This window comes from Pseudomonas sp. LB1P83, assembly GCF_054897885.1.
In genome coordinates this window covers 6,666,861-6,678,335 of the sequence record NZ_CM142709.1, presented here as the reverse complement: position 1 = coordinate 6,678,335, position 11,475 = coordinate 6,666,861, and the positions used below count along the sequence as shown (strand labels likewise).

Sequence of the window (11,475 nt, the reverse complement as noted above, 5' to 3'; positions counted from 1 at the left end):
TCAACCTACAAGGCCGCGTCGATTTTCTTGGCTGCGTCTTCGCTCACCCATGCGTGCCAGACTTCAGGATGTTCCTTCAAGAAGATCTTGGCCAGTTTTGGCGACTCGATCCGCTCTTTGGCCATGCGCCCGAGGTTCTGGTTAAGCAGGTCGATCGGCAGGTTGACCTTTTCCAGCACCGCAACCAGTTCCGGGGCTTGCTCGTGGAAAGTCTTGGACAGGCCGACCTTGATGGTCACGCGCTTGTCCACGCCTGGCTTCTCTTCGAGTTTGACCAGGTCAACCTGGCCCATCAGCGGGGTTGGTGACCAGTAGTAGAACAGGATCGGCTCGCCACGCTTGTAGCTCGACAGCACCGCAGCATCCAGCGCCGGGCCGGTGCCTGGACGGAAGTTGGTGTAGGTGCTTTCGAGGCCGTAGCTTTTCAGCATTTCGCTGTTGTCGAGCTCACAGGTCCAACCGGCCGGGCAGTTGTAGAAACGGCCCTTGGCTGGTTCTTCCTGATCCTTGAACACGGCGGCGTACTTGGCCAGGTCGGCGATGTTTTTCAGGTCCGGGGCCTTGGGTTCCAGCTTGCGCTTGGCGTCGCCTTCGATCACGTAGCGCGGCACGTACCAGCCTTCGATTGCGCCAACGACCGGAGCGCCGACACCGACAACTTTGCCGGCCTTCTCCGCCTTGTTCCAGACTTCGCTGCGGCCAACCCACTCTTCAGCAAACACTTGAATGTCGTTGCTGCTCAGGGCGTTTTCCATGGTGATGGAGTTGCCCGGCAGGCTGTCCGTCTTGCAGTCGTAGCCCTTCTCCAACACGATTTGCATCACGTCGGTCAGCAGCATGCCGCTTTCCCAGTTCAGGCCGGCAAACTTCACCGGTTTGCCCGACTCGCACCAACCCGCAGCCTGAGTGGCGCCGGCGCTGGCGAGCAGGCCCATGGAAAGCAATGTGGTCAGCAGGGTCTTGTTCGATTTCATTGTAGTGACGCTCCTAATCATGAATTGGCTTACGGCAGTCAAGAGGCATCCAGCCCTGTCCACGTCCAATCAGGCCTGCGCCGCAGCGCGACCAGCCCCACTTGTTATAGGTTGCACAACACTGTCCTGCTCGACCGGCAGAATCAGGTGATCGGGTACCGAGCCGTGCCATTTTTTTGCGCACACGTAATACAGGGCTGCGGGCAGCACCAGACCGATGATCCAGGAAATATCCACATCCCCCAGAGCCGCCACCAGCGGACCGGTATAGAACTTGGAGGAGATGAACGGCAGCTGCACCAGCACACCGAACACATAGACGCTGATACCGAGAGCATTCCAACGGCCGTAGCGACCGTTCGGATCGGCCAGCGCCGGCACGTCATAGCGTTCGCGGGTGATGCAGTAGTAGTCCACCAGGTTGATCGCGCTCCATGGCGTAAAGAACGCCAGCAGGAACAGGATGAAGGACTTGAACGCACCGAGGAACGAGTGCTGGCCGAGCAATGCCATCAGGGTCGCAGCACCGACGATGACCAGCACGAAGACCAGACGCTGCAAGCGCGTGACCTTCAGCTCACCACGGAAACCGCTGATGATGGTCGCAATGCACATGAAGCTGCCGTAGGAGTTCAGCGTGGAGATGGTGACCTTGCCAAACGCGATGCTGAAGTACAGCAGCGCTGCGGTGGCACCGGTACCGCCCAGACCCACGATGTAGGCCACTTCATGGCCGGCGAATTGGCCGTTGGCCGAAGCGGCAGCAAACACGCCGAGGATCATCGCCACTTGTGCGCCAATAACCGAACCGGCACCCGCGGCGAAAAAGGTTTTCACCGAGGAGGTCTTGCTCGGCAGGTAGCGTGAATAGTCAGCCACATATGGGCCGAAAGCGATCTGCCAAGACGCCGCGAGCGACACCGCCAGCAGAAAACTGCTCCAACTGAAGTGGCGGATTTGCAGGAGTGCGCCAACGTCGGTCTGGCTCATCAGACGAGCGAACAGGTACACAAAGGCAATCACCCCAATGACACTGGCAACACGGCCAATCCAATGGATCACCCGATAACCGAGCACGGTGACCAGCACGATGACACTGGCGAAAATCAGGATGCCGACACTGTCGCTGACACCAAACAACTGGCCCAGCGCCTGACCGGAAAGCACTGTACCGGTGGCGGTAAAGCCGAGGTACATCAAGCAGACCAGCACGATCGGGATGGCCGCGCCATACACGCCGAACTGCACGCGGCTGGAGATCATCTGCGGCAGGCCAAGTTTGGGCCCTTGCGCGGCATGCAGCGCCATGACGCCGCCGCCAAGCAGTTGGCCGATCAACAGACCGATCAACGACCAGAACACGTCACCGCCCAGCACCACGGCCAGGGCCCCGGTGACAATCGCGGTGATTTGCAGGTTGGCACCCATCCACAAGGTGAACTGGCTAAACAGACGACCGTGTCTTTCCGCTTCCGGGATGTAGTCGATCGAGCGTTTCTCGATCAACGGTTTACTGCCTGCACGATCGTCATTAACAGCCATGATTCAACCTCTGTGGATTGTTGTCGGTGTTGGTGCTCCCTGTAGGAGCGAGGCTTGCCCGCGAACCGCGGTGTGTCAGGTAAGACGCCTTCGCGGGCAAGCCTCGCTCCTACAGGTTTTGCGTCGGGCCACCCATTTCAGTCGGCCCGATCTCTTATTTGCCGGTAATCATCGGCAGGTTCAGCCCTTGTTCCTTGGCGCAGTCGATCGCGATCTGGTAACCCGCATCGGCGTGACGCATAACGCCGGTCGCCGGATCGTTGTGCAGAACGCGAGCGATACGCTCGGCCGCTTCGTCAGTACCGTCGCAGACAATCACCATGCCCGAGTGCTGGGAGAAGCCCATGCCGACGCCGCCGCCGTGGTGCAGGGAAACCCAGGTCGCGCCGCTCGCGGTGTTCAGCAGGGCGTTGAGCAGTGGCCAGTCGGACACGGCGTCGGAACCGTCCTGCATCGATTCGGTTTCGCGGTTCGGGCTGGCAACAGAACCGGAGTCCAGGTGGTCGCGACCGATCACGATTGGCGCGGACAATTCACCGCTACGGACCATTTCGTTGAACGCCAGACCCAGCTTGGCGCGCAGGCCCAGGCCAACCCAGCAGATACGTGCCGGCAGACCCTGGAAGCTGATGCGCTCGCGCGCCATGTCCAGCCAATTGTGCAGGTGAGCGTCGTCCGGGATCAGCTCTTTGACCTTGGCGTCGGTTTTGTAGATGTCTTCGGCGTTGCCCGACAGTGCAGCCCAACGAAACGGACCGATGCCGCGGCAGAACAGCGGACGGATGTAAGCCGGTACGAAGCCTGGGAAGTCGAATGCGTTTTCCACGCCTTCTTCTTGCGCCATCTGACGGATGTTGTTGCCGTAGTCGAAGGTCGGAATGCCCATTTTCTGGAATTCGAGCATCGCTTTAACGTGCACGGCCATCGATTGCTTGGCGGCTTTCACCACGGCAGCAGGCTCGGTCTTGGCGCGAGCGCGGTACTCTTCCCAGGTCCAGCCAGCCGGCAGGTAACCGTTGAGCGGGTCGTGGGCGCTGGTCTGGTCGGTGACCATGTCCGGGCGCACGCCGCGCTTGACCAGTTCCGGCAGGATTTCAGCCGCGTTACCCAGCAGAGCGATGGAAATCGCTTTGCCTTCCTTGGTGTATTTGTCGATGCGGGCCAGCGCGTCGTCGAGGTCGGTGGCTTGCTCATCGACATAACGGCTGTTCAGGCGGAAATCGATGCTGACCTGCTGGCATTCGATGTTCAGCGAGCAAGCGCCGGCCAGGGTCGCGGCCAGAGGCTGAGCGCCGCCCATGCCGCCGAGGCCTGCGGTCAGGACCCAACGACCTTTCAGATCATCGTTGTAGTGTTGGCGACCGGCTTCGACGAAGGTTTCGTAGGTGCCCTGAACGATGCCCTGGCTGCCGATGTAGATCCAGCTGCCGGCGGTCATCTGGCCGTACATGGCCAGGCCTTTGGCGTCGAGTTCGTTGAAGTGTTCCCAGCTCGCCCAGTGTGGCACCAGGTTGGAGTTGGCGATCAGTACGCGCGGTGCGTTGGTGTGGGTCTTGAACACGCCGACCGGCTTGCCGGATTGCACCAGCAGGGTCTCGTCGTCGTTCAGGTTGGTCAGGCTTTCTACGATCTTGTCGTAGCATTCCCAGTTACGCGCCGCACGACCGATACCACCGTAAACCACCAGTTCTTTAGGGTTCTCGGCGACTTCCGGGTCGAGGTTGTTCATCAGCATGCGCAGCGGCGCTTCGGTCAGCCAGCTCTTGGCGGTCAGCTTGTTACCGCGGGCAGCGCGGATTTCAACGTCACGGTACTTTGTAAAAGAGGCGGTAGTAGGTTTCTGGGTATTGTCAGTCACGAAAAAGACTCCTCAGCGATCAATCCAAACCAACCCTGGCGGTGGGTAAGCCAGCCTGTGCACGTCAAAGCGACACAAGCGAATCAGTGGACGCTGCGGAGAGTCTCGGTCGACTCATACGCATACGTCTTTACTTGTACATACAAGCATATGCAATCAAGCGGCCAACTTGTTGGAGGGGTGTTCAAGAAAAGTTTTTGGAACGCTGAAAGGCCCTTGAATCAAGGGTTTTGGCGGAGATGAAATTTTTCGGGGGGATTTTTCGAAGGGGTGATGGCTTGTTACTTGAGCGGGGTTTAGCGCCACGCTGGGGCGTTCGGTAACAAAGTGGTGCGCATTGGGGAACGCGTTTGAGGGGGCGGAAAGCTTCGCGGGCAAGCCTCGCTCCTACAGGTTTTACACTGTACCTGTAGGAGCGAGGCTTGCCCGCGAAAGGATCGACTCGGTGTTGGATCAGCGTGCGGACAGTTCAATCACGCAGCATGGCCCGTTGCTCGAGACATCCAGCAGGCCAGTGTTACCGACGAGTTGCAGGCAATCATGGCGACCCAGCTTCGAGGTGCTGTTACCGACCTTCACTTCCAGCGCATCACTGACACTGAACACCAGCACAGTCCCCGCTTCGCTGAAAAACCGCTGTTCGCCGTCCAGCCACTGCAACCGCGCGTTGTAACGCTGCGGCGCATAAATCAGGTTGAAATCGCGGATCGGCCCGCCGAGCAATGTGCAGGACACCTGGCTCTCGCCACTAAAGGCAAATGGATCGAGCGGTAACAGATGGCGCGTGATCTGGCCGTCAACCGACAAGGACATGCCGTCGCCTTGCAGCACGGTGATCACGCGCTCGTATCCGGCGAAGGTAGAGAAGCCGCCCGACTCGCCAATATCGGCAATCGACAGACGCCAGCCGAAACCATCAAGGCCAGTACCCGCATCACGGGTGATTTCTTCAGTGCTGCCGCCGCCGTTCTTCCACGGCATGCGCGGGTAATCTTTGGCGCGTAAAACTTTCACTTCACTCATTTATGAAACCGACCTTCAAGACGATGACGGGAACCGGGATGGATCAAACGGGCCGCAGTCACCGGTTGACGTCCGGACCAGGTGCGGCGACGAATCAGCAGGCACGGCTCGCCCTTTTCAATCTGCAGCAACTTGCACTCGGAGGCCTCGGCCAGAATCGCCTCGACCACGTGCTCGCCTTCGGTCAGCGGCGCGACCTGGTTCAGATAGGCATATGGCGTTTGCAGGGTGAAGTCCTGCTTGAGGTAGTCCGGCGCCACGAGTGCGTTGACGAAACGGTCTTCGATTTGCACCGGGATATCATTTTCGAAATGCACGATCAGCGAGTGAAAGACTTTCTGGCCTTCACGCATGTCCAGGGCCAGTGCGCGCTCGGAACCAGCCGCCTCTTCCTCGAGGGTGATGACCTTGCAGGTGTGGCGATGGCCACGGGAGGCAATTTCGTCGGCGATGTTGTGCACTTCAAACAAGGCGGACTGACTTTTCGGTTCGGCGACGAACGTGCCGACACCCTGCATGCGCACCAACAGACCGTCGGCGGTCATCTCGCGCAGGGCGCGGTTGATGGTCATGCGGCTGAAACCCAGCTGGTTGACCAGCTCGCTTTCCGACGGAACGCGGTAGTGCGGCGGCCAGTTTCCACTGTCGATTTGCTGGGTGATCATCTGTTTGACGCGGGCGTACAGGGGCGCCGGACTGTCGCCCATGTGTGCGGCCAACGGAGAGACTGCAGGCGGAGTCGGCACGGTTAATCCTTGTTCATTTGGTAGAGGTTGCTAGCTTGCCGGAGTTTACCGAGCAGGCAAACGTCTGTATATGTATATACAAATAACACACGACGGGGTGCTGAACCATGTCCGCCTTCTTTGCCGAACGCGCGCTGCTGCCTAGTGGATGGGCCAACAATGTACGTCTTGAGGTCAGCGCCGAAGGCGTGTTGACCCATATCCAGGCCGATTCCAACGCAGATGGCGCCGAACGGCTGAGCGGTCCGCTGCTGCCGGGCATGCCGAACCTGCACTCCCACGCCTTCCAGCGGGCCATGGCCGGGCTGGCGGAAGTGGCGGGCAATCCGAACGACAGTTTCTGGACCTGGCGCGATTTGATGTATCGCCTCGTCGGAAAAATCAGCCCGGATCAACTCGGCGTGATCGCCCGTCAGCTGTACATCGAAATGCTCAAGGCCGGTTACACCTCGGTCGCGGAATTTCACTACGTACACCACGACACCACCGGCCAGCCTTACGCCGACCCGGCCGAGCTGGCACTGCGTATCAGCCAGGCTGCCAGCTCCGCCGGTATCGGTCTGACCCTGCTGCCGGTGCTGTATAGCCATTCCGGTTTCGGTGGCCAGACCCCGAACGAGGGGCAGCGCCGCTTCATCAACAGCACCGAAAACTACCTCAAGCTTCAGTCACGTTTGCAGCCGATCCTGGCACAGCAACCGGCGCAGTCGCTGGGCTTGTGCTTCCACTCCTTGCGCGCGGTCACACCGCAGCAAATCAGCGAAGTACTGGCGGCCAGCGACAAGCAGTGCCCGGTGCACATTCATATCGCCGAACAGCAAAAGGAAGTCGATGACTGCCTGAGCTGGAGCGGCCGTCGACCGTTGCAATGGCTGTACGAAAACACCGAGGTCGACCAGCGCTGGTGCCTGGTCCACGCGACCCACGCCAACCCGGAAGAGGTCACGCTGATGGCCAAGAGTCGCGCCATCGCCGGTCTGTGCCTGACCACCGAAGCGAACCTTGGCGACGGGATTTTCCCGGCGGTGGATTTCCTCGCGCAGGGCGGGCGCATGGGTATCGGGTCCGACAGCCATGTGTCATTGAGCGTGGTGGAAGAATTGCGTTGGCTGGAATACGGCCAGCGCCTGCGCGATCAGCGGCGCAATCGCTTGTATGGCGCGGATCAGCCGATGGTCGGCCGCACGCTGTACAACGCTGCGCTGGATGGCGGGGTTCAGGCGCTGGGCCAGCCGATCGGTGCATTGGAAGTCGGCAAGCGTGCGGACTGGCTGGTGCTGGACGGTAATGATCCGTACCTGGCCACGGCCAGTGGTGACGGGATTCTCAATCGTTGGTTGTTTGCCGGTGGCGATCGCCAGGTGCGTGATGTGCTGGTCAATGGCCAGTGGGTTGTGCGTGACGGGCGTCATGCCGCAGAAGAAGAAAGCAACCGCGCGTTCACCCAGGTCCTGCGAGATCTCTTGGGTTAACACTGAACAAAAGTGGTAGCGGGCTTGCTCGCGAAGGGGCCATAACATTCAACATCTTCGTTGACTGTTAAACCGCCTTCGCGAGCAAGCCCGCTACAACATTGGTCCCGCGCTAATCCTTAGTTCGAGGTCTTGGCCATCTGCGTATCCGACGCGCGCCAGATCAACCGCGTGGTGTCGTAGCCCTGCTGACGCGCCTTGCTCAGCAGTTCTTCACGCACTACTCCATTAACCGACGGAGTTCGCGACAGCAGCCACAGATACTTGCGGCTCGGGTCGCCCACAATGGCGGTCTTGTAATCATCGCTGACGTACAGCACCCAGTATTCCCCCTTCGCCACACCCGGCAGCAATCGCGAGAACCAGGTATCGAACTCGACCCACAATTTGTCGGTCTTGCCCGGCACTTGCGGATAAGCCACGCCCTTCGCTTCTTCCCATTGCCAATCCGCCGTCAGGCAGCGGTTCAGCACCAATACGTTGCCGTCAGGCTTGAGCGTGTAATGGGCTTCGGATTGCGCGCAGTTGCGCTGGAAATACATCGGCAGACGGGCCAACTCGTACCAGGTGCCCTGGTATTTCTTGAGATTGACGCTGTTGACGGTTTTCGGTGCCAACGGATCTTCGCCAGAAGTGGCGCAGCCAGCCAATACCAGGCTGGCAAAAAGGAGTATCAATAACCGCTTCATTGTTTTTCTCCCGTGGGCGCGTAGCCCCGGATTACTTCAGGCCTTGGCCGGAAAACATCAGTACTTTGTCACCGGCGTACTGCACGCTGATAAAGCTGTTCTTGTCACCCCAGGTGCAACTGGACATGCCGAGCGCGCCCGAGCAATCAGTGGGTTTGCCCAGTAAGGTTTCTACCTCGGCCTTGGGCATGCCTGACGACAGCTTCGAGTAGTTTTCCTGATTGACCTTGCTGCACGCGGCCAACAACACGCAGAACGAAAGCAGGGCGATAGAACGCAGCGACATTGTGTAGCTCCTGGGGCGAATGGGAATGGCATGACTGCCAAGCTGAAGCTTAGAAGAGAAAACCCCTGCCTGGTTCCGTCGCTTGTCGGCTATTTGTGGGGCCGCTCGTCTGTTTTCCGTGAAATATCAGGAACTTTCGTTGGGTGTTGAGCGTTTCGTCGGTTTTCGCAAAAGCCGCTAATCTTTGCCGCCACTCAGTCGACATAGAGGCAGCGCAAAGCCCTCGACTGTGGCAAATTGACGCCCCTCGCTGACCAGCCACTTCGCGGTAGTGCATTTAATGACCAGAAACATGAAATTCAGCCACAAGATCCTGCTGGCAGCCGCCCTCGTGGTCGCCGTTGCGTTCGCCTGCTTTATCCTGTTCAACGACTACCGCCAGCGCCAGACCTTGCGCAGCAGTACCGAATCCTCGATGCAGGAACTTGGCAGCCTGACCACCAGCAACATCCAGACCTGGCTGGAAAGCCGGATGCAGTTGCTGCAATCGTTGTCCCAGCAAATCGCCGTCGACGGCAGTGCACCCGCCAACCTCAAGCGCGCCATCGACTTGCCGGCCTACACCGGCAACTTCCAGCTGAGCTACTTCGGTGGCACTGACGGCGTGATGTTCTCGGTCCCGGCCGGCAATCGTGCGGCGGACTACGATCCCCGCGCCCGTGGCTGGTACAAAGCGGCCAACGGTGCGCAACAGACCATCGTCACCGAACCGTACATCGCCGCCTCATCCGGCAAACTGGTGATCACCGTGGCCACGCCCGTGCAGCATCAGAACCAGATGATCGGCGTTGCCGGTGCGGACATCGACCTGTCGAGCGTCAGCGCGATCATCAACTCGCTTAACTTCGGCGGTCACGGCCACGCGTTCATCGTCAGCGCCGACGGCAAGATCCTGATCCACCCGGACAGCAAACTGGTGCTCAAAAGCCTCGCCGAGGCCTACCCGAACGGCGCGCCGAAAGTCAGCCCGGGCCTGAAAGAAGTCGAGCTCGACGGCAAGACCCAGTTCATTTCCTTCACCCACGTCAACGGTGTGCCGTCGGCCGACTGGTACGTGGCGCTGGTGCTGGACAAGGACACCGCGTTCTCGATGCTCAGCGAATTTCGCACCTCGGCGATCATTGCCATGGTCATCGCCGTGGTGATCATCATCGCGCTGCTGGGCATGCTGATCAGTTTCCTGATGCAGCCGTTGCTGACCATGGGTCGCGCCATGCATGACATCGCCGAAGGCGAAGGTGACCTGACCAAACGCCTGACCATCCACGGCCAGGACGAGTTCGGTGCGTTGGGCACCTCGTTCAACCGTTTTGTAGAGCGTATTCACACCTCGATCCGCGAAGTGTCCTCGGCCACCGGCCAGGTCAACGAAGTGGCGCTGCGTGTGGTGGCGGCCTCGAACTCGTCGATGTTCAACTCCGACCAGCAAGCCTCGCGCACCAGCAGCGTGGCTGCAGCGATCAACGAACTGGGCGCCGCCGCCCAGGAAATCGCCCAGAACGCCGCCCTCGCCTCCCAGCATTCGAGCGACGCCCGTGCCTTGGCCGAGGACGGTCAGCAAGTGGTGGATAAAACCATCGCGGCGATGCAGCAGCTCTCGGCGAAGATCAGTGATTCGTGCGGCAACATCGAAACGCTCAACAGCAACACGGTGAACATCGGGCAGATTCTGGAAGTGATCACCAGCATCTCGCAACAGACCAATTTGCTGGCATTGAACGCAGCGATCGAAGCAGCGCGTGCCGGTGAAGCCGGCCGTGGTTTTGCCGTGGTCGCGGACGAGGTGCGCAACCTCGCCCACCGCACTCAGGATTCGGCGCAGCAAGTGCAGAAGATGATCGAGGAACTGCAAGTCGGCGCCCGGGAAGCGGTGAGCACCATGACCGACAGCCAGCGCCAGAGCGAAAGCAGCGTCGGCATCGCCAACCAGGCGGGCGAACGCCTGGGCAGCGTGACCCAGCGGATCGGTGAGATCGACGGGATGAACCAGTCCGTGGCGACAGCGACTGAAGAGCAGACCGCTGTGGTGGAGTCGATCAACGTCGACATCACCGAGATCAACACGTTGAACCAGGAAGGTGTGGAGAACTTGCAGTCGACACTGCGTGCGTGTGCTGATCTTGAACAGCAAGCAGCGCGGCTTAAACAGTTGGTGGGTAGCTTCCGAATCTAACGCGCTCTCACTGGCCCCTTCGCGGGCAAGCCTCGCTCCTACAGGGTTAGCGTGAACCTGTAGGAGCGAGGCTTGCCCGCGAAGGCGGCATCAATAACAACGAAGATCTAAAAACGAGAGCCAGGCTGCGAAAGAAACACCAACTCCTCAGCCGTAGATTCCCGCCCCAACACCGAATTGCGATGCGGAAACCGCCCAAACCGCGCAATCACCCGCTGATGCTTCTCGGCATAACTTAGGTAATCGGTAAACAGCTTCTGATCGGCCTCTGGCTGCTGCGCAACCAGATCGATATACCGCGAAATCGCCTCGTTCTGCACCGCCAGATTCTCGCAATGCTCAAACACCAGATAGATAAACACCCGCTGGATCGGCCGTAACTGCCGATCGAAATCCGCAGCGATGCCTTGTGCTACCAGCGCCTGAGCCCTGAGATCGCCTGAAAAGGATTTGGGAGTGTCGCGAAAGATCATTCGCGGGAGTTGATCGAGTAGCAGCACCAGGGCCAGCCAACCGTCGGGGCGTTGCGCCCAGTCAGTCAATCCGCCGGCCAGTGCCTGTTCGACCCAGTCCCCGAAACGCGTCTTCGCTTCGAGGTCCTGGCTGCCGCGCTTGCCGAACCATAACTTGCCCTTGTCAGCCGCTATCTCGCTGGGGGATTCGAGGGTTCCGAACCACCAATCGAGCAACGGCTGCCAGGGCGCGGTCATGT

At 59.7% G+C, this 11,475-nt stretch carries 10 protein-coding genes and 1 pseudogene; 3 read left to right on the top strand and 8 right to left on the bottom strand.

The window, feature by feature from the left end; translation table 11 throughout:
* Positions 1-5 precede the first annotated feature (5 nt).
* The 5 genes from ACYZTY_RS30780 to hutC form a co-directional block, all read right to left on the bottom strand.
* Complete coding sequence (locus ACYZTY_RS30780; RefSeq protein WP_461956756.1) at positions 6-974, bottom strand: ABC transporter substrate-binding protein; 969 nt, start codon at positions 972-974, stop codon at positions 6-8.
* Positions 975-1,043: 69 nt separating this feature from the next.
* A complete protein-coding gene (locus ACYZTY_RS30775) occupies positions 1,044-2,516 on the bottom strand; it encodes a purine-cytosine permease family protein (protein ID WP_461956755.1) in 1,473 nt (490 codons plus the stop codon).
* Between the two features lie 154 nt (positions 2,517-2,670).
* Complete coding sequence (gene hutU, locus ACYZTY_RS30770; protein WP_461956754.1) at positions 2,671-4,374, bottom strand: urocanate hydratase; 1,704 nt, start codon at positions 4,372-4,374, stop codon at positions 2,671-2,673.
* A 453-nt stretch (positions 4,375-4,827) separates the two neighbouring features.
* Complete coding sequence (locus tag ACYZTY_RS30765) at positions 4,828-5,397, bottom strand: HutD/Ves family protein (protein WP_461956753.1); 570 nt, start codon at positions 5,395-5,397, stop codon at positions 4,828-4,830.
* Complete coding sequence (gene hutC / locus ACYZTY_RS30760; RefSeq protein WP_177326944.1) at positions 5,394-6,104, bottom strand: histidine utilization repressor; 711 nt, start codon at positions 6,102-6,104, stop codon at positions 5,394-5,396. The genes ACYZTY_RS30765 and hutC overlap by 4 nt, the downstream gene beginning before the upstream one ends.
* A 146-nt stretch (positions 6,105-6,250) precedes the next feature.
* Here hutC and ACYZTY_RS30755 point away from each other — a divergent pair, with 146 nt between their 5' ends.
* Positions 6,251-7,615: a formimidoylglutamate deiminase gene (locus ACYZTY_RS30755; RefSeq protein ID WP_461956752.1), complete on the top strand. Its 1,365-nt coding sequence runs from the start codon at positions 6,251-6,253 to the stop codon at positions 7,613-7,615.
* Between the two features lie 119 nt (positions 7,616-7,734).
* On the opposite strand, the gene ACYZTY_RS30750 is transcribed toward ACYZTY_RS30755, so the two are convergent.
* The gene (locus tag ACYZTY_RS30750) at positions 7,735-8,304 is read right to left on the bottom strand and encodes a lipocalin family protein (protein WP_461956751.1); all 570 of its coding nucleotides are present in this window, start codon (positions 8,302-8,304) and stop codon (positions 7,735-7,737) included.
* 31 nt (positions 8,305-8,335) lie between these two features.
* Positions 8,336-8,590: a lipoprotein gene (locus ACYZTY_RS30745; protein WP_045061982.1), complete on the bottom strand. Its 255-nt coding sequence runs from the start codon at positions 8,588-8,590 to the stop codon at positions 8,336-8,338.
* Between the two features lie 280 nt (positions 8,591-8,870).
* Here ACYZTY_RS30745 and ACYZTY_RS30740 point away from each other — a divergent pair.
* Both ACYZTY_RS30740 and ACYZTY_RS30735 read left to right on the top strand, forming a co-directional pair.
* A pseudogene (locus ACYZTY_RS30740) lies at positions 8,871-9,857 on the top strand (cache domain-containing protein); the annotation flags it as partial.
* Positions 9,858-9,998: 141 nt separating this feature from the next.
* Positions 9,999-10,763 carry a methyl-accepting chemotaxis protein gene (locus tag ACYZTY_RS30735; protein WP_370694726.1) on the top strand — a complete coding sequence of 255 codons (765 nt, stop codon included), beginning with the start codon at positions 9,999-10,001 and terminating at the stop codon, positions 10,761-10,763.
* A 107-nt stretch (positions 10,764-10,870) separates the two neighbouring features.
* On the opposite strand, the gene ACYZTY_RS30730 is transcribed toward ACYZTY_RS30735, so the two are convergent.
* Positions 10,871-11,473, bottom strand: a complete 603-nt coding sequence (locus tag ACYZTY_RS30730) for a DUF924 family protein (protein ID WP_461956750.1) — start codon at positions 11,471-11,473, stop codon at positions 10,871-10,873.
* Positions 11,474-11,475: the final 2 nt, after the last annotated feature.

Excerpts from the sequence above, each read along its gene's own strand:
- ACYZTY_RS30780 (WP_461956756.1), bottom strand. The coding sequence starts at position 974 with ATGAAATCGAACAAGACCCTGCTGACCACATTGCTTTCCATGGGCCTG.
- ACYZTY_RS30775 (WP_461956755.1), bottom strand. The coding sequence starts at position 2,516 with ATGGCTGTTAATGACGATCGTGCAGGCAGTAAACCGTTGATCGAGAAA.
- ACYZTY_RS30765 (WP_461956753.1), bottom strand. The coding sequence starts at position 5,397 with ATGAGTGAAGTGAAAGTTTTACGCGCCAAAGATTACCCGCGCATGCCG.
- hutC (WP_177326944.1), bottom strand. The coding sequence starts at position 6,104 with ATGGGCGACAGTCCGGCGCCCCTGTACGCCCGCGTCAAACAGATGATC.
- ACYZTY_RS30755 (WP_461956752.1), top strand. The coding sequence starts at position 6,251 with ATGTCCGCCTTCTTTGCCGAACGCGCGCTGCTGCCTAGTGGATGGGCC.
- ACYZTY_RS30750 (WP_461956751.1), bottom strand. The coding sequence starts at position 8,304 with ATGAAGCGGTTATTGATACTCCTTTTTGCCAGCCTGGTATTGGCTGGC.
- ACYZTY_RS30745 (WP_045061982.1), bottom strand. The coding sequence starts at position 8,590 with ATGTCGCTGCGTTCTATCGCCCTGCTTTCGTTCTGCGTGTTGTTGGCC.
- ACYZTY_RS30735 (WP_370694726.1), top strand. The coding sequence starts at position 9,999 with ATGTTCAACTCCGACCAGCAAGCCTCGCGCACCAGCAGCGTGGCTGCA.
- ACYZTY_RS30730 (WP_461956750.1), bottom strand. The coding sequence starts at position 11,473 with ATGACCGCGCCCTGGCAGCCGTTGCTCGATTGGTGGTTCGGAACCCTC.